Here is a 22,963-nt window from a genome sequence, read left to right as displayed (position 1 = left end):
AACTACCCCCTTTAGAAATAATCACCTACATTAGAAACTGCGTTATTTTCGTTAACTACTTCAGTAATACTTCTTCCATCGATTTGTATAACCTTACCCTCTCTAATACCTCTCGCTATATCTTGTAGCAAAGAAACTACTTGACTGCTACTATCAGTCATTGGGCTATTAAGTTGACTTACAACTCTATTTGCTTCTCCAGATGTCTGAATAAACTCACTCATTAAACCAATCAATTCATCCATACGATCATTTCTATCATTTTCACCTGATACATTAACTGTTTCATTACCTTTTCCATTAAGAGCGAGCAACTTCATAAACTCATTGCCTCTGAGTCTTTCAGGATTAAGAAGGTTATGCCAGTCTTTTGTACCTCGAGCGTATTTTGTCGCTGATTTTAAGATACGTTCTGTCTCCCTGTGTGGTATTACATGGGATCCTTTTGGTAGATTAGGTAATAAGGTATCCGTAGGTGGAGATAAAAAAGTTGCACCGTTAGGGGTTTGTATTAATTCCCTACCACCACCATCACCTACAACAGCATGGCCACCAGGATGACCACTTGGAGGCGTTCCTTTTGCCCACCATTTAAAACCACTAGCAACAAACTCGATTGTTTTTCGTATTGGACTTTTTGCTTTTTTATCAAGATTATTAATAGAACCTTTATCATCGGCCTTCACATATTTCGTGACCATATCGCTTGCAAGTTCGTTTATAAATTTAATAGAGCCGTTATCTGTAGCGTTTATGTTTTTATCAACATCTTCTGCAGCTTCTTTAGTACGTTTCCTTTCTTTTTCAATACCCTTGTCTGTTTTCTTGTTGTTGTTATCAATTTGATCGCCTTGCTTTTTAATGGCGTTTTCCCCTAAATTCACTTCGTCTTTTACTTGATCCCACAAATCAGCTTCTTTGAGTATTTGAATAAGAACATCATCATTTTTTAATATTTTCTTATCTAATTCAGAAATCTGGTTCCGTATTTCCTGTTTATTTGCACCTTCTTTTTCAAGGTTCTTTATGAGATTCTCTCGTTCTTTTAGGTGTTGATCATTCTTTTTTTGAAGCTGTTTAACAATGTTACCTTCTTCAACTTTGATATCAGTCTTTAATGCAAGGTTTTCTATATCTAGTTGTTTTTCTTTTGATAGACTTGCAAATCTACCTTCCATGAGTGAGTTTAAATCTTTATAGATGCCTAGTTGATCAAATATAAGGTTTTTAGCCTCTAGTTGTTTGTTATTGGTTTTAACTAATTCGTCATAACGATCTTGTTCTTTTTTAGTTAGTTCACCATTCTTTTGGCGTTTTTGTTCCAAACCTTCAATTTCTTCGGTATTTTTAGCGATAGATTTGTCTAACTGTTCTAGTCCTTTTTCACCTTCTGCGTTTATACCAACATTAGCCATATAGATATTAGCCATTTGTTGGTTCGTGGCTTCTAACTTGTCAATTTTTTCTTGCTCTTCATCAATCGTCTTCTGAATTTCATTAGATTCTTCTTTCAACTTTTCAACAGTTTCCGCCACTTTATTGTTCTTGATTTTCAAAAGATCTGTCCGCTGTTGATCTAAGCTCCATGACTCTTCTTCAGATAGGTTACCTTCATTTATTTTTTCGTTAATTGCAGCAACTCTTTTTTCTATCTCACTTTTGGACATGTTTTGATTATCATAGAGGAAACCTAATCTTTCTTCTTTTTTAGCTTGTAAGTCTGTTTGTTCTTTAATAACTTTACGTGCTTCAGCTTCCTGTTCTAATAGCTTTGCCCTTTCTCCTTTAAGTTGAGTTTCCGATAACTCTCTTATAGCTTGAATCTGCTCTCTTACAGCTTCTGTAGTTCCTACAAAAGCATTTCCTTGTTCAGATACATTCTTCTTTACATCAGGTGTTTGCTCAATAATATTCTTATTAGCTTTAAATAGCTTTTTTAATTCTTCCTTAGACAATCCCGATTTTTTAGCTAATTGATCATAGCGTTTTTGAAGTTCATTAATTTCACCAGGGTTACTAGATTCAGATATACGTATATTTAAATCATTCAATTCTGCTAGTTGTTCGTTGCTTATCTTTGCTTTCCCTGATAGCTTATCAAACGTATTTGCACTGTTTTCAAGTTCTCCAGCTTGATCACTCAATGACTGGGCTAAATCAAGATTAACTTCTTCTGCTTCTTTGGATTTTTCGATAAGCTTATATACACCCACAGATAGCCCTGCGACTCCAGCAATCGCTAATCCTGCAACTCCACCTTTGCTAAGCAACGATAATGCACCAGCAGCGCCTTTCCCACCTTTTGCGCCAATCACTTTCGTTAATCCGCCCATCCCCTGCATTAAAGCACCTGTACCAAACGTCAATTTCCCAAAGATGCTCAAAACAGGTCCAGCTGCGGCGGATAGTAAACCAAACTTCACAATGTTTTCTTGTGTTTTAGGACTTAAATTAGCGAACCAATCAGTTAGATCTTTAGCATTTTCAATAAGAGACTCCAAAGCTGGCTGTAAGTTTTTATAAGCTGTAATAAATAAATCCTCTAACTTTGATCTTAACTCTTTCAAACTACCTGCCAAGTTATCCTGCATGGTATCAGCCATTTCTCCTGCAGCACCTTCAGAACCTTCAATCGCTTTCGTTAAATCTTGATAATCTGATTCCGATGCGTTAACAACCGCAAGAGCACCAGACATTGCTTCTTTACCAAAAATTGTTGCGGCTGCCGATGCCTGCTGTTTCTTGTCCAACTTGCCAAGGTTTTTACGTAAATCTTTCATTACATCATCAAAAGATTTCATTTCTCCACTTGAATCGGTCAAAGAAATACCATACTTATCCATTGCTTTTTGCATTGCTTTTGTTGGTTTAGATAAGTTAGTCATCATTGTACGTAATGCAGTACCGGCCTTTTCACCTTTAATACCAGCGTTGGCCATTAAACCAATAGCTTTAGATGTATCTTCCATTGTATAACCTAATGCACCAGCTACCGGAGCTACATACTTAAATGCATTACCTAAACCTTGTACATCTGTATTTGCGTTAGATGAAGCAGCAGCCAATATGTCAGCCATACGACTACTTTCTTTAGCTGATTCGCCAAAAGCTGTTAAACCATCCGTAACAATATCGGATACACTTGCTAAATCTTCGCCAGACGCGGCCGCTAAATCCATAACCCCTGAAATACCATCCATCATATCCGCGGCATCCCAGCCAGCTAAAGACATATAGTAAAATGCGTCACTAGCTTCTTTGGCACTGAATACTGTACTTGCACCCATGTCACGAGCTTTAGCTTCTAATTTCTGCATTTCGTCAGCACTTGCACCAGACACAGCACCCACTTTAGACATTCCTGCTTCAAAATCCATCCCTGTTTTTATAGCTACGCCACCAGCTATTCCTAATGGTAACGTGACATTTCGTGTTAATTGTTGACCCGTATTGTCCATCGTCCGTCCGGCTGCTTTTAATTTACCACCGTAATTCTCCATGCCGTCGGCGACTTTGTACCATCCTTTGGATTGCATATCCTGAACACGCTGGAATTCTTGAAATTCAGCAGTAACATTGTCTAGTTCTCTGCTAGTTTCTTGGTAACGAGAAATTTGTTCATTTAAATCCTGAGAAGCCTTCTGTGCTTTTACACTGTTTTCTCCATACTCTCTAGACATGGATTGATATTTCTTTCTAGCTTCTTCAACCATCTTTGCTTGTATTCGATGTCTGTTCGTAAGGCCTTCAATCAAAACGCCGTATTTCTTTGTGGACTTTTCCCCTCGATCAAAAGCGGAAAGTTGAGCTCCCATAGCTTTATTGGAACTTTTTAGCTGACGTTGTAATCCTGTCATGGATTTCTCCACGCCAGCACTATCTAAGTCTACTTTTATGACCATGTTCCCTACAGGTGTACCGCCAATTGCCATATACTTACCTCCCTTCTCTGCTTATTTTCCGAATGCTGCAAAGAGAGAATCTGTTTTTCGTGATTGCTGTTTCTTCTCCGTTTTTCGATTCGTCAACCTTAATAATTCAAGTACGTCCATCTCGTATATTTCTGGTAACGTGTAACGTTTTAAGAGATTGGCAAAGAACTCATCAATCCATTCTTTTTGTTTAATGAAACTAAAATCTTCATCGCTCAATTGTTCTTCGCCATCTATTCTTTTTTTGACGTGTCACCTTGCAGTACACCCATTAAAACTGAGATGTATGTTTCAATAATTTTTCGGGAATCAATCCCATCTATAAGTTTTTCATGGCTAAATTGCTTGTTGTAAAGTTCTACAATAAAACTCGTAATTCTATCAAAAAGATCTCCAGGAACAGTGAATTTATTCTCTTCTAACTCGGCTCCAAGATCGATTGCCTTTTTCGTGTAAATTCCTTTGACAAAAAACGGATACTGGTACGTTTCCGTTTCTAGTTCTTCACCTTTCAATCCAGTAACAAGGGTTAAACTTTTACTTTTCTCGTCATAATAGTTATTCATGTTAAATTCCTCCTAAAATAGAAAAGAGCAGGTTTAAAACCTACTCTTCGACTTTTTCGATTAACGGCTTACCTTGTTTGTTCTTATCGGATGCCAGTTCATTGATCCGCTTTTTAGTTACCTTTTTGCCCTTACGGGGGAAAGCATCTCCTTCGTTGTAAGGTCTGCTGTTATCCTGTAAGTCTTCAAAATAATGTAGCACTTTGTATTCCATCAAATAAACCTCCTGTATTGCTTTTACATACTCATATGAAGCTTTGCTTTTATCAACCTTCAACGTGTCTGAGAATGGTGTATACGTAACGTATTTTCCTTTAAAAAATAGTCCTTGATTATCATCCACTACCCCAGCATTGTGAAGTATTTTTGTTTCTTGATATCTATTAATGGCATCTGTCGGCCAACAAAAATCTAGTTCCTCATGTGTTTTGACTTTTTTGCCAAAATGATAAACATTCCACAATTGCGCCCACATTTCAGCAGTCCATTTCTGAATATCTTTGTCACTTAAGAAGTGATAAAGCTTGATTGAATCCTCATAGACTTTTTGCCAGTACGTTAGTGTCGGGTTTTTAATTACCCATTGTGCGCCGCCTATAGGTTTTTGTTTTTTAATTAAGTCAGAATCGATCCCTACTACTTCACACATAGGCTTTAATAAGTCACCAACATAATTAACACCTAAATACTCTTCGCAATCCGAAGCATACCAGGTGTTTTTTGTTGGCTTAACATTTGGTATTTCCCGTAGAATCACATCACTATCTAAATAAAAATAGATCCCATTTTCTCTTTCGGGATCCTCTTCCAAATATCTGGTCCATAAATATGGTTTAACAGACGGTATATACGTTTTGTCTATTCGATTATCTTCATATACATGAACCTCAACTCCAAAAGCCTCTTTTAGTTTCTGCGGTACCCTATCATCGTCTTGTGTAAATAACAGGACAATGTTATGAATACCTAGCTTTTTTAATCGGTTAATACATACCTCCAATTCCCACTCAAAGCGTTTGATTGCAGGTTGGCAAAGTATATATTTCATTTATTATGCCCCGGAATCAGTTGTAGTCGTAGTTGTTGTTGTACTGCGTTGGAATACTTTGTCCATGAATGTTTTACGTTTAGTATTATCTTCTTTCGGTACGTGCATAAATACTGCAGTAACATCATCGAATACTCTTCCAGAGAACTCACCGCTAATAGTATCATTACCGAATTCCAGTGAATCTTCTTTGGTTTGTGCTTCTGTTGGAGGCAAAGTAAACATACCTTTTGTTAATCCTACCAATTCTGCCGAACCATCACCTTTTGTTTTCTCCAAAACAATTGCCACATAGGGTGGATTTACTTGTGATTTTTGAGTAATTAATCCGTCCTCATCTGATTCCAACCCAAGTAAAGCCACCCTGTCTTCTAGCGGCAATGAGTGGAACTGAAACTCTACTGTTGTTACTCCTGTAGAAACTGCCATTTCAGCGACTTTATTGTCACCAAAGGCTTTTGCTATTTCTTGTTCTGTTTCAATGTTTACATTTTGTACATACGGTAAACGTACTTCCGGTTGATACACAGCTGCAGATTCACTATCTGAATCCATAATTCCATAATAGAGCTTGTCTATACCAACCGTTGCACTTAAATTCTTCTTTTCTCCTGCCATTATTCATTCTCCTTTAAATTAGAATATAAAACACCCCGGTACCTTCGACCGTCTCGGATTAAGTAAGTATCCGGATCGAATTCAAAGGTAGGAGTGCTTTGCTTAAAATTGATTGTTTTCATTAACTTATTTATTTGTAATGCAATACTTCTAGCGTCAGCATAGTCCCATACATCGATCTGTACAATACAGTCCCATGATAATTGTTTATTATCTCCATATTCTCCTGGCAACTCTGATATAGGACTAATGCGAATCAGGGGGGCATCTTCCCGGTTATCTTCCGGTATGTGGTACTTCCACACTTTTTCAACCCCACCTACAGCATCCATTAAAGTCGTATCAGCAATAAGAGTTTGATAGGTTGTCTCCAATGAATCAAGTTCATATAAATCACTCATCGGATCGCCCCCCTAATCGCATTCTCCATTTCCTTCACTATCTCACTTTCTGTAGATTGAGCCGTCTTTGTCATGTAACCTTTGGGTGCTTGTGAAATGGATCCGAATTCAGGAATGTGCGCTCGGAAGTTAGCAGCCTTTGTGAAGCCAACAGCTACATAGGATTCACCAGTCGCTCTATCAGTACGATTATTACTCATCACAATACTGTCGTAGAGCGTAGGTTGCGGATTCCCTCCACTATATCCACTTCTTGGCACATTCCTTCTCAGCTCATCCACAATTACCTTACCTCCTGCAAGGTTTGCTCTCTTTGCTGCTTTCAAAACATCTTCCTGTTTATCCGTCAAATTAGAGATCAATTCTCTTAACCCTGTAATTTGTACGCTCATGCGTTACTCACCTCTTTTGCAATAAGAACCGTAAATCCTGATTGCCTGTAGTTGGTAAGAATCTGTTCAATGTTGTAATCTTGGTTGTTATGCGTGATCGTCATTTTGTTAGTGATACCAGGGTAGTTTCTAATAAACACTTTCATATTATGCTGCGTTCCTGTTTGTACGCTTGTTTCATAGTCTTTAAGACTAATAGACTCTACATGCGCAAAACATTCGTGAAAAACCACCTTTCGCGGTTTTGACGGCATACCATTATCTGAATCTGTTTTTAGCTCATAAATTATAATAGGCTGGTTTAATTTAGAGAAATCAAAGTTCATTTTATTCATTGAGATACCTATCCCTGTGCGCCCTTAAATTTTGAATTGCATGCGTAACAGAAAAAGGCATTTCATTTAAACTTGATTCCTTTATAACCAACCGATTCTCATAATAAAAAGACGTGAGCATAATAACTGCTTTTCTAAAGGATGTATCCTTTTCTAGGTCAGTTATGTTTAATCTCACGTCTTTACTATCATAAACAGCTTCGATAACGTCACTTTTTGCAAATGCCAGGTATTCTTCTATAACCTCATCTTCTAGGTCATGACTTACACGTAAGTGATTTTTAATTTTCTTTATATCAATTGGAAGCATTTAATAATTACCTCCCTGTCTTACGCTCCAGCCTCGGAAGTGGTTGTAGTGGTGGTTGAACTAGTTGTCGTTGTTGTAGTTTCTGCACTAAAGTTTAGAACGATAGCGGCCTTTTCATCCAGAATACGCACATCTTGACGTACAGCAACCATAAGCGCTTCACCAAAGTGCATATAGTCTGTCCATCCTGCTTGGTATTGACTTCGGTTAAATAGAACAATACCATCTTTCAAGTTACCAATAATGATGGTATTAGCAGATTCAGAACCAAGCATTTCATCTGGCAATACTTCCACACGCGCGCCAAGTAGTCGTTTCATAGTTGGTTCTTTGACATCTGGCTGTAACAGGTAATTTCCTTGATTGTCTTTCAATTTATCTAGTTGAGCAAAGGCAGTTTGAGATACAATTGCTACGTTATGCTCGTAATTAGGCTTTAATTTTAGGTTGATTGCATCTTTAATACCATCGATACCTGTAACATTAACAGATTCAAATTTAAGAGTTGATGGTGTGTCTCCTACTTTGCCTGGAGTACCTTCTTTAATTGCTTTAACAATGGCTTTGTTACGAGTAGCTGCAATAGTTCGTGCCATCCAAGTCATTAGTTCTGATAATACGTTGACAGCTGCATCTTCAATCGCCTCACGAGATACCAAGAAGTAGCCACGGTATGTCTTGATTTCATAAGCTAAATTATAGAAAGGTTTCACAGCTAATTCCGGATTCTTCGCAAGTTCTGCAACTTCTGTAAGGGCTGCAACTTCAGATTGACGAATAACAGGGTACTTCCCACTTCCGTAGCCAACATTTTTAACCGTTACATATTGGTCTAAGTTGTATTCCTTTTCCTTTAGTTTCATAATTTCAGTAATAATTTGTTCAGGAATGACTACGAATCCATCATCCTTTTTCAAGGCACCTCCATCAATTTCACGAGTTTCCAGATACGCTTTAAACGCATCACGTTGTTCATTATTTGGAGTGATAAGCTCTTGTCCAGGAACATGAGCTTGTCCTGCTAGACTACGATTTTCTTCTGTATCATCTTCTGGATTATCGTCTTTAAAATCATCAACCATACGTTGACGTGCTTCAATTCCTTCTTTTTCTTCTTTCAATTCACGTACTTCCTTTTCCAAATCAGAAAACTTTGCATCCCCGCGTTTCTCATCATTATCCAACATTTCGCGAATCTCCGCTAACCTTGCTTCAATTTCTTTTAAACGCTTATCTTTACCACCATTAAAAAACTGCAAGTTACCAACACTTAACAGTTTACGAGTTTTCATTGATTTAATTGTATTTTGTTTCATTCATATTCCTCCTAAAATTCCAGTAATGTTTTTATTTTTGATACTTGTTCTTCTTTGTAAGACTGTAGTTCATCATGCTGCTTCATTGGATCATAACCCCTGGCACTTACTTCGCTATCCGGATAAGCAGGAAATGCGACAGCTGATACTTCCAATAATTTAGCTTTTTTCACTGTACGTAATGGCATATCATCTTCTGGCTCATCAACTTCATCATCAATAGCACGAAACCCGAAACTTACACCATCCACATCTCCACGCTTTATGGATTCATAAGTATCATTTCCAAGGGTTGTATTCGGCAAGTCCACTTCAAAACGAAGGCCAATATTATCTTCCTTTAAGCGAAGTGTTCCGTTTTTTGTGCGTCCTAGTACCTTGGATACATCATGTGACCATAAATAGCGTTGATCATCATCATTTAATGATTCCAAGAAAGCGCCTTTTTGAAATTGCTCTCTAAACTTGTAAAATAAGCCCAACACTTGTGACTTCATTTCCCATTTCACTGCGTAGCCAGTTAATGTTCGATTGCCATCATCGTCTTCGCGAATTTCGATCTTATCTGTTACTAATTCACGAATCTCCTCCGTCTTCATTGGCACCACCTCCTTTCGATTTCGCTTTAGCCATCTGGTATTCTTCCAATTGATCAAGTGTGGTGTAATTCAAACTAACCAAGTGCTTTTTACCATGTGCATTATTTAGTGGTTTGTCTCCTAATGCCTTTCTTGCTTCATCAAAACTAATTAATCCCTTATCAAACTTTTCAATAGTAAGTTTTGTATGAGTCTCCACATCCACTGTCTTAAATGGTGCAGTATCGAACTTAAATAGTGCATTAGAGTTTGATGTCAACTTAAAATTCAACTCATTAGTAATAACCTTCAAGTAACTATTGAGTGTAGATGTAAGGTAATCTAAATTAGCTTGAGCCAATGACATGTTGGAAGTTTCCAATCCCAACTTATGGCGCGGAATACGATACACCTTTCCAATGGTTTCAGTGCTGTAGGTAGAAGCGTTAATCAATTTAAGAATCTCGGTATCTACTTCAATTGGCTCATAATCAAACGTGTCATCAATGACAAGCACTTTATGAGAATTTTCCACTCCAGCATTCGCCTCTTGCCATTCTTTCTTTATTTTCTCCCTCGCTTCTTTTGATAGTTTACCTTGCTTCATCTTTAGCATACCGCCCGTTTGGGTATCATTTTTAAAGAAATTAGCTAAGAAACGTTTACTATCTTTTTGCATAGAGAGATCATCTTTTAAAGCTTTCAACGGGCTTACTCCATTAATCCCATCAATCGTGAAAAACTTAAAATGGAGAATATCTGTCCTTTGCAAACGTCTTATTTTTCCATTTTCATCAGAGACTTCATATACAAGATTGTAATTCGTAGTGGAGTCTTGGCGTACGGTAACGCGTGAATTGCTTAAATGATAAAGAGCTATAACTTTTTGTTTATCACCTCTAACGATTTCGCAAAACGACTCACCGTTTAACAATGCGTTTGCTGCAAGTATAAACTTCAATGTGCTTCCACTATAGAAACCATTTGGATTAATATTAAGCAATTCAGTAAGATCACTTTTATCTGTAATACCGTTTCTTTCGAATTCTATATCAAGAGAAGCAACGTCACTCGCAAGTAAGTTAACAACCGTAAACACATCGCTGTTTTCAATCGCTTTTGCAGAAGTGAAATTCGTCCCCACTCCCGAAAACCCAGGTAACATACTAATCAGTACATCTGCTTCTTCCTGGGTAAATCCTCTTGTTTCGGTTTGGTTATAAAATATTCCCATCTAGTCACCCCCTCTCTTTTGCTAATACAAGGGAAATGAGTAAGATAGATGCTCCTAAAGCAAACGTGCCAGTCGTTACATTGATGCGATAGAAGCCATAAACTATGATTCCATTACCAATTAGAAATAGAATGGCTATTAGATTCGCCATTAAAAAAAGACCCACTGCTGTAAGTACGCCTATCACTTTGCTTATATTCATGTGTTCACCTCAGTTCACGTTCACTTAAATCTAATGGCATCCATTTCCCATTATTGACTTTCATTTTAAAGGTTTTATCATTGAATAGCATAAAGTTAGCAATTCCAATGAATTGGTCTCTATTTACCAACCCTAATTTACCGATAAAAGTAATTGTTTGAAGAGCAAGTAAACCAATTAATGTTTTTCTAACTGTTACTTTCAATCCTCCTACCTCCCTAAAACCCAAAATCATCACTCAAAATATATTCTTCCAGTTGTTTAATATCCATTCCCTTATATTCATAATTAACTGCTTCCGTAAAAGCAGTTACTGTAGCAACGATAGGGTCGATTTTCTCTCTATGCTTTTGTTTATCTAAAATGACATTCCCGTTATTATCGTGCTTTAACACCGCGTTATTGACTGCGATATTAAGCAAAGGATTATTACTATGCCTAATTTTTCGCTCGTATACACCAAAACGGAATTGTTTTATTGGTTCAGATAAGTATTTATAGTTTTGTGGAACTTCAATGAACGGTATTTCTAAATCAGGATATTGTTTTTCCCATTCACTTAGGAAATTAGCAATGTGCCAACTATCATAACAGAAAGCAACAACATTTAATTCATTTTCTATAATCATCATTGCTACGTACTGGATAACTTGATCTACATTAATAAATCCGCTTTTTAGATTCGTTTTTGTGGCATATCCTCTTTCGATCAAGGTTTCATAATCGATTTTATCTCTCATCGACTTTGCTTCTAAACCTCCTACAGTAGCAACAAAGGAATGGCCATCAATATAAAACTTTTCTTCTGCCAATGGATAAATAAAATACAAGGCTGTTATGTCATCCGTTCGGGATAAATCCAGTCCAATATAAACATCTCGTCCATAAATATCAATGGGATCCATTTCACATGCTTCCCATTCACTAGCTGGAAGGAATGAATTCTCGGAACCTTGTTTCCACATATTAAAGTTTTTAACGACTAAACCTAGCAAATCATTCTTGGCGACAGCCTCATTGACTCTTTTCCTTAAATTCCGAAGTAAAGTCTCTTTTAATGATTCAACTTCTAAAAGTGGATTACTTTTAATCCACATAGACTCATCATAAATTTCTTCTTCTTCATCCTGTTCGTAAACCAGGCCAAAGTAGTTATCGTCTTCCGCTTCTTCCTTCAGAATCCGATCAACATATTTATATTCCTGTTGGTACATCGGACTGTTTAAATCAAAATAAGCGGTAGAGATGATCAAAGTTAAAACATTTGGCTGTAACATGGTCCCTGAATCCAACACTTCCATCATTGCATTATCTTTAGCTGCACCGTATTCATCCAGAATAGATAGCGTAGGGGCAAGACCATTAATGTTCCCTGTGTCTTTACTTAAAGGCTTCAATACACTATACGAAGGATTATGGTTAATCTCATTCCTAACTTTACGTACAGAATCACGAATTGCTTCGGATTGAGCTAGCAAACCGTCCAAACGCTGTACTACCATATTAAATACAATGGATGCTTGTTCCCTTGATTGAGCTGTACAGTAAACTTGTCGGTTGTATTTTGGAAATTTACCACCTAAAAACTCAAAAATGGCAATCCCACTAATTAAAGCAGACTTACCATTTTTACGAGCCATTGATGTTAAAGCTTTATTAAATCGTCTTAGTTCTGTATTTTCTTTTCTGTACCAACCATATAACGAATACACAATAAACGTTTGAAATTCTGCAAGTTTAACAGGTTTTCCAGTAGATATATCAGGTAATAGCTCTATAAAATTAACAGCAATATTTGCTCGTTCTGGAAGATAAACATAGTCAAAGTTTTCTTTTTCCAGATCTCTTAGGTGTCTTTCACAAGCTCTGATTACCTTTTTACCAGCTGTAATCTTACCGGAAACCACCTTTTTAGCATAGAGTGTCGCTGGATCACGATGAGTGATTTTTTCCATCTCCCTTCACATAACAAAAAGACACCCCCAATGAGATGTCTTTTTAGTTAATTATTTATATAATATACTTCTTATAAATTTACTAAAACTTTTTTGGTAATACATAAAGTTTGTAAAAACAAAAATAGATAATACTAAATTGATAACTAACAACCATCTTATTTCTGTATCCATTGTTCCGTTAATTGTAGATATGATAAATACAGATATTATACTTATAAAAATTGAAGATAGTAGAGATCCATAGCCATGTATTACTGTTAATAAATATGCATATCTTTGACTCAAAAAGTCCCTTCTGTCTTTATCTTCATTTACCAAATATAAGTTCCATTTAACAGTTGTATTATTTGCAAAAATATTTGATATAAAAAAGTATGGCTGATGAAGTATGTAACCTAAAGGTACACCCATTAATGTAATAATTATAGTTGGTACAATAAATTGTCCGTTAACCATCCATTCATAACCTACAATGGCTGAAACGGCTATAGTTAAGTTTAAAATAAAATACCAACCCGGAATACCCCATCGCAAAATATGTTTTGTATCAAAATTCACTTTTCAACTCCCCCATTTAATTCAATTTACCCTTTTAACAGCTTCAAAATCTCATCTTCTTCTTTTTCTTGTTCTGGTATTGCTAATTGTAACCTACTATTGATCGTCATGCCAAGTTGATTAGCAATCATACGTATTTCTTTCACGGTAGAAAGGTAGGCGTTGTATGAGGGGTTAATCCGTCGGTTTGTAAGATTTCCCTTATCATCATAAAAGTTAGTAACTTCACCGAACTCTTGAATATCTTTCTGCAGCCTTCTTTTATATCCGTGAAGCTGACAGTAAGATTCAATCATTTGCCTATCCAACTCAGCGATGGGTAATTGTTGAAGCAAAGGTATGATCCGTTTCCATTCCTGTTTTCCGTAATAATCTAGATGACTTGGTATTGGTTTTACTTGCAGTTGATCGTAATCATTGAGCGTATCTTGCTTGGCTAATTCTTTAGCAATATGATCTTTGCCCTTTTTATGTTTTTTAAGTTCTTCTTCTGAATATAATCCACGTGAAGGCTTACCCCTCATAGTTTTTCACCGCCTTTCTGGGCTAATTTTTACTGTTTGACCATTTTTGACTTTTCATAATCGCAAAATTCGAAGAGAAAAGTGCGCACCGTCCTTCTGTGATTCAAACACCAAAGGGTAATTTTAAGGTGGGGGTCAAATTCCATACTTTCTCTTATCCTCTAAAGTCTTTTTGTTATGACATTCAAAGCATAATGACTGAACATTATTGATATCCAAACGCAGATCCCAACTAACCTTTGTTGGTATGATGTGATCTCCTATCTTTGCTTCTCTACCACAACAAACACAAATAAAGCCATCACGCAACATAGCTTGATAGCGCAATGACTTCCATTCTTTCGTATCATAGAAACGTTTGTATGTTCTTCCTCCATCGGTTGATGTTCTTATCTTCTCGTATTGTTTATAGTTATGATTCTTATGTTGTTCGCAATAGGTTTCAGTAGTATTGATAAGATTGTTACAACCAACCTTATTACAACGCTTCTTTATATTCATTGGATTCCTCCAAATAGAAAAGACACCTCATTGAGATGTCTTTAACCAAAAATGTTATTCATTTACTTCAAAAGGCCTAATATAGATATCATATTTGTCATCTTCATTATAGTATCCTACAGAAAAACCTTCTCCGTTAATATCGTTTGGTATGTTATCCTCATTATTTTTTACACTTTCAGTAAGCCTTCTTATCTCTTTGCTATCTAAAAGATTCGCCGCTGCATTTAAGAAGTCAACAGCTTCACTTTTACTTCCACTTTCCATGCTCATTAATTCATGGTAATATCTTACGTTAGTTGGTAAGTTCTTATCATTTACATCTTCGTAAACACTTTTAAATTCTTCTTCTTCAAATATAAATTCCTCATCTTCAACAACATTCGAACAACCAGATAAAATAATTGTCAATAAAGAGAAAAACACTAATACCTTTCGCATCCAATCTCCCCCACATAATTCTTATGACTCAATTATGCTGGAGTTGGAAATTATATGCAATATAGAAAAGACACCTCATTGAGATGTCTTTACTCTTTATCGGAAGCTTATTTCATCTTCGATTGGGTTCAAACAAAAAGCACCCAGAATTATTCTTATAACGATCTTGTAGTATAAATTTACAATTTAGGCAAGAAGTCTAAGTTCAATGAATCATACTCTGTCCATCCACCGCCAGCTGGATCATACACATTTTTGTAATTGTATATGCCATTAGCGTATGTTCCTACATCTGGAAGTAAATAGCTAACAAAAGCAGTATAGTGAATCGATCCATTTTCTTCTTCTCGATCTTCAATAATCTGTTCATCTACTAACTGAGCCTCAATTGTTGAATTTTCAGCTCCTGTGCCCGCATAGTTCAAGTAGTTGCCAATCACCTCGTCATCTACCCAATGCTCTTCAGGATAACCTTCGTATTCTAGATGTGCAGGCACATATTCTATACGAGTTTTCTGAGTAGGCTCTACAGCAAAATGTCTCTTTAATTGAAAAGATTGAGAAGGTCCGTTGTTGTAGTTAAAAACATAATCCACTTCTTTTGTTTGATACAATTTTCTTCAGCTCCTATTATCATAAGTTTATTAGTCATTATTGAACAGTCAAACGATGACTGAAAAAATAGCACCCAAGCCCTTGCAAAACTTGGATGCACCATTTACATATCCTAGTACAATATATCGTAATCAATCACTCACTGACCCCAGGTAATCAATGAGCGTATAATCCGACAGGATTATTATTTCAATGTCGTGCAATGACAAACGACCGATACCTGAACGGACTATATATAGTGTTAGAACGGGAGATTGTTGCCTCAATCTTCTATGCTACTACTATAAAACAGATTTTCAATGGTTTCTATCGCATGAATCTAAGTTAAATTAACATGAAGTGCGAAATCAATCATCTTCATAATCTGAGCGTGTTTATTATAAATGTGCCCTGGTGTATATCCTAATTCGATTGCAACTTCAGTTAGGTGCTTTCCTTCAACATATTTTTTATAAAGTATTTGATTGTCTAGTCCTTTAAATTTACCGATTAATTTCTTAGCATCATAAAGGTCATTCATTTTATGAGCAATTTCATATTCTACATTACTTATAATATTTTCTAGCTTTGAACCATCTGAATCTACAGTGAGCTTTACATCTTGTAAATCCCCGTACATCCATCTACCTAACTCTTTTTTATATCTACTTAATTCAAACTCTAAATACTGAATTTCCTCTTCTAATTTTTGATAATCACGCAGCCATTCATACAACATGCTCACCTGCCTTTTTAACTAAAATGCGTTACGCTTTTTAAATTTATCTGTAACACTCTCTATCCCTTGATTCATATAGGCTCCAATCACTTTAAGATGTAAAACGTTACGCATTTACCCCCCTATTTTTCTTTTATAAGATAAATTTTTTTGTATAAATAAATATATATTAAATAAAAGAAAGTGATTTTATCTGTAACACCTGTAACGATTGCTTTAATACATTGACATGACTGACTTTGACTTGTTACGACTTTCTGTAACGCGTTACGATTTTGTCTGTAACTTTTCAGTTTTTATGCTAAAATGGTCACGATTTTCGCTATTTTTGTGACTAAAAATGACCAAATTATTTTTAAACCCCTTGATATGACTGACTTCAAAAATTGCTTTGACCAAAAAACCGGTCAAACTTTCACCTATTTTTGTGACTTTTTTCATTTTGGGAGTGCGATTTTGAAATACGTAACAGCTATTTTTTAGAACTAGCAAAAATATGGACTTTTTTATATGGGGAAATATCAGGTTCAATGTTCATTGGCGAAACTGTTACTACATATAGCCAACCTTTTTCGACTTGTTCCTCAAGTACCTCTAACTCAATTTCGCCATCGGTTACAATGTATTTTAACTCAGTCATATTTACCAAACCTTCCTTCGTATTTTCTTTCTATTCCTCACTAACAAATAATCTTTTGCTTTTCCCATCCACTCTTTGTACTTTTACGTCCATATTGTATAGTTGTTTAATCTGTTTACTAAAACTAATATTACTAACGGCTTGATAACCATTTTCAGAGCAGTAAGCTTTATATTGCATGTATAAATCCCCTACAATGGAACGTTCTATCTCTACATCCTCGTTATTAATGAAGCTAATAATCGGATTGTTTTCCTCTTGATATTTCTCCAATTCTTTCTCAACAGCTTTCGATTTTGTAAAGTGTTTATTCTTCAGTAATCTATTTAAACTCTTTAACGCCAAATTAAGTACGTATTGCATAGATTCATCGGATAATAATTTATCAGTAATGAACGGATCATAATCAGGATCCTTAGAACTAAACTTCGCCTTGAAAGGAACTATTTGCAATCTGCGTCCTAACCCATCACTAAAATCATTAATTCGTGGCATTTCATTCGCACTAAAAATTAACTTCGCATAGTTTTGGAAATCGAACGGATCCTTTCCTTTTCTCTCCACGTTTAATGTTTCCCCAGTAGAAAGCTTTTTAAATATGGATGATTCTTTGATGTACCCTTTTGAAATATCGTCACCGATGTTCACAAGCTTACCGAATAACTCAGCTGTCTTAAAACGCTGATCCAATTCTTTCAGGTCCAATGAAGAAGTATTGTCGGATCCAACTAACTTACGAACTAGTTTTAAATAAGAGGATTTACCGTTACTTCCATCACCAGTTAATATAAATGTCGCTGCAAATTCATTTCTTCTAAATAAGATATACCCAAGTATTTCTTCTAATACAGCTCGTATTTTCTTATCGTTAACAGCTATCTTATTTAACGTTTTATCTGTTACTTCATAATATGCATCTTTTACATAGGCAACTGGTATTTTATTCTTCACGATAATGTTAGGGTCGAAATCCTGAAGCTCCCATGTTTCTAAATTGAAAATACCATTCTTCATGACAATATATTGCGTAGAAGCAAAATGTTTTTCTTTTGCTTTTAACTGCAGGTAATAAAGTGTTTCCTGTCGTTGCATTCTTTTTAAAGCAGGAATATGCTTGATCATTGCTCCTTCAATGTCGTTTTGATCATCTGAATAGACACCATCTTTATAGATGTGAAGTACATTGGCAATTTTACATATATGGTGTTCATTGATTAAAAAGTTACCGAACTTTTCATGTTGGAAAGAGCCTTTAATGAAAAAAGACTCTTTCAAAAATGCTTCATCACGTAATATAGTGTTTAATTCTGATTTACCAACAGGTTCATCTAACATGTAATTATTAATAATAGATATGGTTTCTTTAATATCATTCTTGGCCATTCCTTGTGATTGCATTTTTAAAATGTAAGTGAACAGCTTATCATTACGACCATCACCTTCAGTTAATTTATTAAGATTAGGATCTTTCTTGTTATAAGGATAGAGCCAAACTGGTAATGGATCGTGTTGTTTTGCTTTCCGAATCCACTTACGTGAATCTCCATCTATTTTTAGAGGATCCGCAGTATTTTTAATACCAAGTTTATAATCACAATGGATACCAATGTTGGAATACCATTTAATTTTATTAGCAGTAAGATCATAACCTCTGAAATAGAAATGCATTCCATTTGTTGTTTCCAGGACCGAACATTGAATGTCTTTATCCTCCACAATATCCATAAGTATTTCAGCTTGACCAATATCATCAACATCTACCATGATGTATTCATCATCTAAAATACCAACATAGGAGTTTTCTTTTCTTGCTGTATGATAGGATAATAGTTTTGCACCATCTTTAAATTTTGAAGCTGCATGTTTACCATATCCTTTAAGATAACCCTTATAGATTTTAATCACCTACTTTCGTGTTACAATAGTCTTAAAATTAATAGATTGGAGTTGTTCCTATTGTCTGAATCAATAGAACTAGCTTGTGGCATTATTATGCCCATTGCATCTATGCCCGGATATACATCGGAACATTGGCAAGATGTAAAACAAATTATTACTGAAGCAACCGAACAAATCACTGAATTTAGTTTTAAAACTGAAATAGTTAGTAATTCAGATGGTGAAATAGATGTAATTCACAAAAGGATTATACAAAACTTATATAACTCGGATGTGATTGTTTGTGATATTAGCGGTAAAAATCCAAATGTTCTTTTTGAACTTGGTATGAGATTAACATTCGACAAACCAACGATTATTATAAAAGATGATCAAACAGACTTTATATTTGACACGGGCGTAATTGAACATATAACGTATCCTCAAGATTTACGTTTTCAAAAGGTTGTGGAATTTAAAAACGAATTATCTAAGCGAATTATCGCTACTTACAAAAAATCTCAATCAGACAGAAACTTTTCCACATTTCTGAAAAGCTTTGGTACTTTTCAAGTTCCTAAGCTTGAACAAAAAGAAGTAACATCAGTTGATGAAATACTTCTTGAAGAAGTAAAGTCATTAAGAAGAGAATTTACTTCTATTAAGAATGAATTCAAACATACTAAGAAAATTGAAATAAAAAAGTCTAATCATAATTCAAATATCCAAGAACTTAGAAAGGTGATTTCTTTATATTTCAATGAAACTGAAGATAAGGATAGTCCAAAGACAATATTAGAAAAAAATGATTTTATTTACTTTTTAAATGAATTCAACATTGATGCTAAATCTTATTCAAAAATTACAATATTAAAGATTATTGACGATGCTCAAATGGAATATAATTTGCCTTTTTAATTGTTTCCATATCCTAAAAAATCATTAATTCGTTTATTGGCCAAGTCTAAATACCACCAGTAATCAAGCTTTGACGGTATTTCTTTGTCACTTAAATCATCATTGACTATAAAACATTGTTCAGGTACATAGGCTATCTTTTCTGCAGTACCGTTCTTTACCTTTTTTAGTTCCTTATCATTTTTATCTACTGAAGCAAATACACGAAATACTTTTTCATTCATGCGCCGGGTTCCATACCTGGCGTAACTATATTTATTGCTGATCTTCACTATCTTTTGGAACTTGATTAAGTCTTTACAATTAAATATTGTTTCTTCTGGTTCAATACCTTTAATGAAATAATTCACTACAGCTTCATTGACTATTGGTAAGTCGTTGTCTAATGGCGACAGGTGCTTTACATAGGAACCTTTGGCTTTCCATCTTGGTTTTCCTTTTTTGTCATACAACGAACCTTCAGGTACCATAATATAGTTATTAACATCCTTCTGAATGACTTTTACAAACTCATCAAATTCTAGTTCCATCTTAGTACGCTTTTCCCATTCCCAACAGATATCGTCTATTAATTCGTAGTCATCATAGTGATATAATTTTACTAGTACACCATCTGTATTGGACTGTATAATCTCACAGTGCGGTTCAAGCTTTTCTATTAGATCAAGTAGCAATGTCATACCGCCTATACATACATTGTTTGCTTGTAGTGGATCATAAAGACCATTGTATTTATCTTTCATTGCTCCATAGGTTCCGTTAATAACTATTTTTAAAGGTGCTTGTCGTTTATCCTTAGCTGCTTTATATTTCAATCTAGTATCACGAATTTCTCGGAACTTTTTAGGATCCTTTACATTTCTACTTAGATATCCATATTCAATCATTAAAGCAGGGTAATAACTTGACACATCAATATTTATAAAATGACCGGTTCCATAATATTTATTTCTAGCCCCATGTAATCCACCCCAAGCAAAGATATGTGGTACTCCTGCAATATTCGTTTCAAGAACTTTACTGTAATCACGATTTTCTTTATAAAAATCTAGTACATTGGTATATTTATTAATTTGTAAAGTAGGAGGAAATGAAAAATTAAATTCATCTTCTCTTGGTATTAAAGGCTGTTTAGCTTCCAGAATGAATGCTGACAGCTGCGCTTTTGTTTTGGAAATATTTCTGAGCGGTAGCTTAAACATTTTTAGCAATTCCATTTGACTATCAAACTCTTCAATATTCTCCATAAAAATGTGTATGGTTTCATGTACATCATGACGACAATAAATAATTACCTCTTCAATCTCTTCATCAGTTAACGCTCTATTGATCTCAAATGATACATCAGATTCCTTTATGTTATGTCCCATGAAACCTTCTAACTGTTTTAAGGATCTAAACTTATTCGTCATTACATCAAAGTTATACAACTGTATCTTCCAGAAATCTTTAAAGAATTTCCAACCAGGATTACGTTTTATAATAATCCATTCATTAATCTCCTGTGGAGTGAATCCGCAAATGATTGCTTTTAATATATATTGGTCGTAATGGCGTGAATTATATCCAATCCAAATATCATTCTTATACTTGTTGTAATAATTAATTAATCCTTGTTCATCATTATGAAAAATAACCTCTGACTTTTTAGCAGCATCCAAAATTACCACTAACCAGTCTTCAGTAAACACTTCAAAGTCATAAAAGAGCACAGTATTAATTACCTCCTCTATGCTACAATGTACATGTTGAAATTAAAATTAATCGAGGTGTTCAAATGAACTTTAAAAATTTCATTAGAATCTATATTAAACAATTTCCTTCACCTAAATTATTTGGCACTAACATTATAGATTTATTGGATGATCTTAAAAGATCCCAATCTTCAATTGATCAAAAAGTTGATAAAGTTACTGAATCTCTAAAAGAGACATCATATATCATGGAAGAACTCGAATCGGAATTTGTAGAGAGATCCAAGAAACTAAGTAAATTACAAGAAGAATATGAGAGATACTCTCAGCTTTCAGAGATAGAACAACAGAAAGCTTCTGCTATGATTAGCCAATTTGAAGCATCTATAGGAAAAAGGAAAAAATCAGATTTCTGGAAAAACATAGTTATTAATATAGCTATTGCAGCATTTTTCTTCTTTTTAGGAATCTTCATTAATTAAAAGGGAGCCTGACGACTCCCTCTATTTAATTATTCAACTTCAAAAACTTCCTCTATTTCGTACCGATCATATCCCTTTTTGTCCACTGACTTTTCCAGTAGATATTCCAATTGACCATCAATATCCTCATGAACATCAAGTATTAAGTCAGCATAATCTGCAAAGCCAGTAAATTTAACATCATCATAGTCACAATCCCAAAGAGCACGTAGCATTTCATTATTTCGATGTACTTGGAATCCAAATGCTTTATCATTTTGTGGCTGCATTACTCCGTTATAGAAAATCTTTTGCCCTTCATATTCACCTTCTAGAACGTTGAACCAAATAGTAAGCATAGGATCACCTTTTTTAGATTCAACTAATTCCATTTTTTCAACAGCTACTTCATATTTGCCTTCTGGAACATCTTTGAAGTCTCCACCACCATTTTCTTCAACTTCCTTCACATCTTCTTGAAGTGCTTCAATATCTACGTCTCTATCAAACTTGCTCCAATCAAATTGTTGTTCTGCCATTATTATTCATCCTCGCTTTCAATTATTGTTAATTCATCCTTAGTAAATGCTTCTAACTTTCCATTGTTTAAACTAACTGTAATCGGATATCTTGAATCTTCATCAACATGAAGAACTTTCCCTTTTACTCCTACAAGTTCACCGTTAGTAGTCTCATGTTTGTCAGTAACAATAACACGGTCACCCACATCCATCATTCTGGATTCTCCTCATTTTTTACAGATGCAGTACCATCTGGATTAACGTTGTACTCCACACCCTCATGAACTTCTTCTGGTTCATCTTCTCTTTTACTACCTGCATTTTCCATGATTTCTTTTGGAGTATCGTAACTGAACTTTAAATCTACTAAAAAGTAGGTTCCATACTTATTGTGCTTTTCACTAATTTGGAATGATATAAGATAAATATCTTCCTTTGCTTCAGCAACTAATTCCTCTGCTTCATCACGAGTATCTGCATAATGTTGTTCCTTTGCATTTAGTTCTTTAACTGCCATAATCAATCATCCTCCAATTTTATTTTTAAAATGGTAAATCATCATCTGAAATGTCTATCGGCTCACCGTTATTTGCAAATGGGTCGG

29 protein-coding genes are annotated in these 22,963 nt (G+C 35.0%); 2 read left to right on the top strand and 27 right to left on the bottom strand.

Annotated elements, in window-relative coordinates; all coding sequences use genetic code 11:
• Positions 1–11: 11 nt before the first annotated feature.
• The 23 genes from JUJ52_RS02645 to JUJ52_RS02535 all read right to left on the bottom strand — a co-directional run bounded on the left by JUJ52_RS02645 (position 12) and on the right by JUJ52_RS02535 (position 18,783).
• On the bottom strand, positions 12–3,932 hold the full coding sequence (locus JUJ52_RS02645) for a phage tail tape measure protein (protein WP_228088634.1): 3,921 nt from the start codon (positions 3,930–3,932) through the stop codon (positions 12–14).
• Between the two features lie 21 nt (positions 3,933–3,953).
• Positions 3,954–4,151: a hypothetical protein gene (locus JUJ52_RS02640; RefSeq protein ID WP_228088633.1), complete on the bottom strand. Its 198-nt coding sequence runs from the start codon at positions 4,149–4,151 to the stop codon at positions 3,954–3,956.
• A 14-nt stretch (positions 4,152–4,165) separates the two neighbouring features.
• A complete protein-coding gene (gpG, locus tag JUJ52_RS02635; protein WP_228088632.1) occupies positions 4,166–4,498 on the bottom strand; it encodes a phage tail assembly chaperone G in 333 nt (110 codons plus the stop codon).
• A 40-nt stretch (positions 4,499–4,538) separates the two neighbouring features.
• A complete protein-coding gene (locus tag JUJ52_RS02630; RefSeq protein WP_228088631.1) occupies positions 4,539–5,546 on the bottom strand; it encodes a hypothetical protein in 1,008 nt (335 codons plus the stop codon).
• A 3-nt stretch (positions 5,547–5,549) separates the two neighbouring features.
• Positions 5,550–6,164 (bottom strand): major tail protein, encoded by a 615-nt coding sequence (locus JUJ52_RS02625; protein WP_228088630.1) that lies wholly within the window; start codon positions 6,162–6,164, stop codon positions 5,550–5,552.
• On the bottom strand, positions 6,164–6,565 hold the full coding sequence (locus JUJ52_RS02620; RefSeq protein WP_228088629.1) for a hypothetical protein: 402 nt from the start codon (positions 6,563–6,565) through the stop codon (positions 6,164–6,166). Before JUJ52_RS02620 ends, JUJ52_RS02625 begins: the two co-directional genes overlap by 1 nt.
• Positions 6,562–6,957 (bottom strand): HK97-gp10 family putative phage morphogenesis protein, encoded by a 396-nt coding sequence (locus tag JUJ52_RS02615; protein ID WP_228088628.1) that lies wholly within the window; start codon positions 6,955–6,957, stop codon positions 6,562–6,564. The genes JUJ52_RS02620 and JUJ52_RS02615 overlap by 4 nt, the downstream gene beginning before the upstream one ends.
• Positions 6,954–7,292 (bottom strand): phage head closure protein, encoded by a 339-nt coding sequence (locus JUJ52_RS02610; RefSeq protein WP_228088627.1) that lies wholly within the window; start codon positions 7,290–7,292, stop codon positions 6,954–6,956. Before JUJ52_RS02610 ends, JUJ52_RS02615 begins: the two co-directional genes overlap by 4 nt.
• Positions 7,285–7,602: a head-tail connector protein gene (locus tag JUJ52_RS02605; protein ID WP_228088626.1), complete on the bottom strand. Its 318-nt coding sequence runs from the start codon at positions 7,600–7,602 to the stop codon at positions 7,285–7,287. The genes JUJ52_RS02610 and JUJ52_RS02605 overlap by 8 nt, the downstream gene beginning before the upstream one ends.
• Positions 7,603–7,622: 20 nt before the next feature.
• Entirely contained in the window at positions 7,623–8,918 is a 1,296-nt protein-coding gene (locus tag JUJ52_RS02600; RefSeq protein WP_228088625.1) for a phage major capsid protein, read from the bottom strand.
• A gap of 11 nt (positions 8,919–8,929) precedes the next feature.
• On the bottom strand, positions 8,930–9,517 hold the full coding sequence (locus tag JUJ52_RS02595; RefSeq protein WP_228088624.1) for an HK97 family phage prohead protease: 588 nt from the start codon (positions 9,515–9,517) through the stop codon (positions 8,930–8,932).
• The gene (locus JUJ52_RS02590; protein ID WP_228088623.1) at positions 9,495–10,730 is read right to left on the bottom strand and encodes a phage portal protein; all 1,236 of its coding nucleotides are present in this window, start codon (positions 10,728–10,730) and stop codon (positions 9,495–9,497) included. Before JUJ52_RS02590 ends, JUJ52_RS02595 begins: the two co-directional genes overlap by 23 nt.
• Before the next feature lie 4 nt (positions 10,731–10,734).
• Positions 10,735–10,932 carry a hypothetical protein gene (locus JUJ52_RS02585; protein ID WP_228088622.1) on the bottom strand — a complete coding sequence of 66 codons (198 nt, stop codon included), beginning with the start codon at positions 10,930–10,932 and terminating at the stop codon, positions 10,735–10,737.
• 4 nt (positions 10,933–10,936) lie between these two features.
• The gene (locus JUJ52_RS02580; RefSeq protein WP_228088621.1) at positions 10,937–11,137 is read right to left on the bottom strand and encodes a hypothetical protein; all 201 of its coding nucleotides are present in this window, start codon (positions 11,135–11,137) and stop codon (positions 10,937–10,939) included.
• A 13-nt stretch (positions 11,138–11,150) separates the two neighbouring features.
• Positions 11,151–12,887 (bottom strand): terminase large subunit, encoded by a 1,737-nt coding sequence (locus tag JUJ52_RS02575; protein ID WP_228088620.1) that lies wholly within the window; start codon positions 12,885–12,887, stop codon positions 11,151–11,153.
• A gap of 51 nt (positions 12,888–12,938) precedes the next feature.
• Entirely contained in the window at positions 12,939–13,448 is a 510-nt protein-coding gene (locus JUJ52_RS02570) for a BA5345 family protein (protein WP_228088619.1), read from the bottom strand.
• 26 nt (positions 13,449–13,474) lie between these two features.
• Complete coding sequence (locus JUJ52_RS02565; RefSeq protein ID WP_228088618.1) at positions 13,475–13,972, bottom strand: phage terminase small subunit P27 family; 498 nt, start codon at positions 13,970–13,972, stop codon at positions 13,475–13,477.
• Positions 13,973–14,107: 135 nt separating this feature from the next.
• Positions 14,108–14,473 carry an HNH endonuclease gene (locus tag JUJ52_RS02560; RefSeq protein WP_228088617.1) on the bottom strand — a complete coding sequence of 122 codons (366 nt, stop codon included), beginning with the start codon at positions 14,471–14,473 and terminating at the stop codon, positions 14,108–14,110.
• A 54-nt stretch (positions 14,474–14,527) separates the two neighbouring features.
• Positions 14,528–14,914, bottom strand: coding sequence for a hypothetical protein (locus tag JUJ52_RS02555; protein WP_228088616.1), 387 nt, complete (start codon positions 14,912–14,914; stop codon positions 14,528–14,530).
• A 179-nt stretch (positions 14,915–15,093) separates the two neighbouring features.
• Positions 15,094–15,528, bottom strand: a complete 435-nt coding sequence (locus tag JUJ52_RS02550) for a hypothetical protein (protein ID WP_228088615.1) — start codon at positions 15,526–15,528, stop codon at positions 15,094–15,096.
• A gap of 320 nt (positions 15,529–15,848) precedes the next feature.
• On the bottom strand, positions 15,849–16,244 hold the full coding sequence (locus JUJ52_RS02545; RefSeq protein WP_228088614.1) for a hypothetical protein: 396 nt from the start codon (positions 16,242–16,244) through the stop codon (positions 15,849–15,851).
• A gap of 475 nt (positions 16,245–16,719) precedes the next feature.
• A complete protein-coding gene (locus tag JUJ52_RS02540) occupies positions 16,720–16,887 on the bottom strand; it encodes a hypothetical protein (RefSeq protein WP_228088613.1) in 168 nt (55 codons plus the stop codon).
• A gap of 30 nt (positions 16,888–16,917) precedes the next feature.
• Positions 16,918–18,783, bottom strand: a complete 1,866-nt coding sequence (locus tag JUJ52_RS02535; protein ID WP_228088644.1) for a DNA primase family protein — start codon at positions 18,781–18,783, stop codon at positions 16,918–16,920.
• Between the two features lie 60 nt (positions 18,784–18,843).
• On the opposite strand from JUJ52_RS02535, the gene JUJ52_RS02530 reads away from it, so the two are divergent.
• Positions 18,844–19,683: a hypothetical protein gene (locus tag JUJ52_RS02530; protein ID WP_228088612.1), complete on the top strand. Its 840-nt coding sequence runs from the start codon at positions 18,844–18,846 to the stop codon at positions 19,681–19,683.
• On the opposite strand, the gene JUJ52_RS02525 is transcribed toward JUJ52_RS02530, so the two are convergent.
• Complete coding sequence (locus JUJ52_RS02525; protein WP_228088611.1) at positions 19,680–21,395, bottom strand: hypothetical protein; 1,716 nt, start codon at positions 21,393–21,395, stop codon at positions 19,680–19,682. The genes JUJ52_RS02530 and JUJ52_RS02525 overlap by 4 nt on opposite strands.
• A gap of 65 nt (positions 21,396–21,460) precedes the next feature.
• Here JUJ52_RS02525 and JUJ52_RS02520 point away from each other — a divergent pair, with 65 nt between their 5' ends.
• Positions 21,461–21,859 carry a hypothetical protein gene (locus tag JUJ52_RS02520; RefSeq protein WP_228088610.1) on the top strand — a complete coding sequence of 133 codons (399 nt, stop codon included), beginning with the start codon at positions 21,461–21,463 and terminating at the stop codon, positions 21,857–21,859.
• 29 nt (positions 21,860–21,888) lie between these two features.
• On the opposite strand, the gene JUJ52_RS02515 is transcribed toward JUJ52_RS02520, so the two are convergent.
• Genes JUJ52_RS02515 through JUJ52_RS02505 form a run of 3 tightly spaced genes read right to left on the bottom strand, consistent with a single transcriptional unit; the run spans position 21,889 to position 22,876 of the window.
• Entirely contained in the window at positions 21,889–22,377 is a 489-nt protein-coding gene (locus JUJ52_RS02515) for a DUF669 domain-containing protein (protein WP_228088609.1), read from the bottom strand.
• Between the two features lie 2 nt (positions 22,378–22,379).
• Positions 22,380–22,574, bottom strand: coding sequence for a hypothetical protein (locus JUJ52_RS02510; RefSeq protein WP_228088608.1), 195 nt, complete (start codon positions 22,572–22,574; stop codon positions 22,380–22,382).
• Positions 22,571–22,876: an organic solvent tolerance protein OstA gene (locus JUJ52_RS02505; protein WP_228088607.1), complete on the bottom strand. Its 306-nt coding sequence runs from the start codon at positions 22,874–22,876 to the stop codon at positions 22,571–22,573. Before JUJ52_RS02505 ends, JUJ52_RS02510 begins: the two co-directional genes overlap by 4 nt.
• Positions 22,877–22,963: the final 87 nt, after the last annotated feature.

The sequence above is a fragment of the Virgibacillus sp. AGTR genome, assembly GCF_016919725.2.
In the GTDB taxonomy this organism is placed as follows: domain Bacteria; phylum Bacillota; class Bacilli; order Bacillales; family Amphibacillaceae; genus Virgibacillus; species Virgibacillus salarius.
Note: the sequence above shows the minus strand (reverse complement) of the source record. Positions and strands in the feature narration are given on the sequence as shown.

Excerpts from the sequence above, each read along its gene's own strand:
- JUJ52_RS02630 (WP_228088631.1), bottom strand. The coding sequence starts at position 5,546 with ATGAAATATATACTTTGCCAACCTGCAATCAAACGCTTTGAGTGGGAA.
- JUJ52_RS02555 (WP_228088616.1), bottom strand. The coding sequence starts at position 14,914 with ATGCGAAAGGTATTAGTGTTTTTCTCTTTATTGACAATTATTTTATCT.
- JUJ52_RS02560 (WP_228088617.1), bottom strand. The coding sequence starts at position 14,473 with ATGAATATAAAGAAGCGTTGTAATAAGGTTGGTTGTAACAATCTTATC.
- JUJ52_RS02590 (WP_228088623.1), bottom strand. The coding sequence starts at position 10,730 with ATGGGAATATTTTATAACCAAACCGAAACAAGAGGATTTACCCAGGAA.
- JUJ52_RS02505 (WP_228088607.1), bottom strand. The coding sequence starts at position 22,876 with ATGGCAGTTAAAGAACTAAATGCAAAGGAACAACATTATGCAGATACT.
- JUJ52_RS02540 (WP_228088613.1), bottom strand. The coding sequence starts at position 16,887 with ATGACTGAGTTAAAATACATTGTAACCGATGGCGAAATTGAGTTAGAG.
- JUJ52_RS02600 (WP_228088625.1), bottom strand. The coding sequence starts at position 8,918 with ATGAAACAAAATACAATTAAATCAATGAAAACTCGTAAACTGTTAAGT.
- JUJ52_RS02610 (WP_228088627.1), bottom strand. The coding sequence starts at position 7,292 with ATGAATAAAATGAACTTTGATTTCTCTAAATTAAACCAGCCTATTATA.
- JUJ52_RS02625 (WP_228088630.1), bottom strand. The coding sequence starts at position 6,164 with ATGGCAGGAGAAAAGAAGAATTTAAGTGCAACGGTTGGTATAGACAAG.
- JUJ52_RS02510 (WP_228088608.1), bottom strand. The coding sequence starts at position 22,574 with ATGATGGATGTGGGTGACCGTGTTATTGTTACTGACAAACATGAGACT.
- JUJ52_RS02645 (WP_228088634.1), bottom strand. The coding sequence starts at position 3,932 with ATGGCAATTGGCGGTACACCTGTAGGGAACATGGTCATAAAAGTAGAC.
- JUJ52_RS02520 (WP_228088610.1), top strand. The coding sequence starts at position 21,461 with ATGAACTTTAAAAATTTCATTAGAATCTATATTAAACAATTTCCTTCA.
- JUJ52_RS02565 (WP_228088618.1), bottom strand. The coding sequence starts at position 13,972 with ATGAGGGGTAAGCCTTCACGTGGATTATATTCAGAAGAAGAACTTAAA.
- JUJ52_RS02605 (WP_228088626.1), bottom strand. The coding sequence starts at position 7,602 with ATGCTTCCAATTGATATAAAGAAAATTAAAAATCACTTACGTGTAAGT.
- JUJ52_RS02595 (WP_228088624.1), bottom strand. The coding sequence starts at position 9,517 with ATGAAGACGGAGGAGATTCGTGAATTAGTAACAGATAAGATCGAAATT.
- JUJ52_RS02620 (WP_228088629.1), bottom strand. The coding sequence starts at position 6,565 with ATGAGTGATTTATATGAACTTGATTCATTGGAGACAACCTATCAAACT.
- JUJ52_RS02585 (WP_228088622.1), bottom strand. The coding sequence starts at position 10,932 with ATGAATATAAGCAAAGTGATAGGCGTACTTACAGCAGTGGGTCTTTTT.
- JUJ52_RS02515 (WP_228088609.1), bottom strand. The coding sequence starts at position 22,377 with ATGGCAGAACAACAATTTGATTGGAGCAAGTTTGATAGAGACGTAGAT.
- gpG (WP_228088632.1), bottom strand. The coding sequence starts at position 4,498 with ATGAATAACTATTATGACGAGAAAAGTAAAAGTTTAACCCTTGTTACT.
- JUJ52_RS02615 (WP_228088628.1), bottom strand. The coding sequence starts at position 6,957 with ATGAGCGTACAAATTACAGGGTTAAGAGAATTGATCTCTAATTTGACG.
- JUJ52_RS02575 (WP_228088620.1), bottom strand. The coding sequence starts at position 12,887 with ATGGAAAAAATCACTCATCGTGATCCAGCGACACTCTATGCTAAAAAG.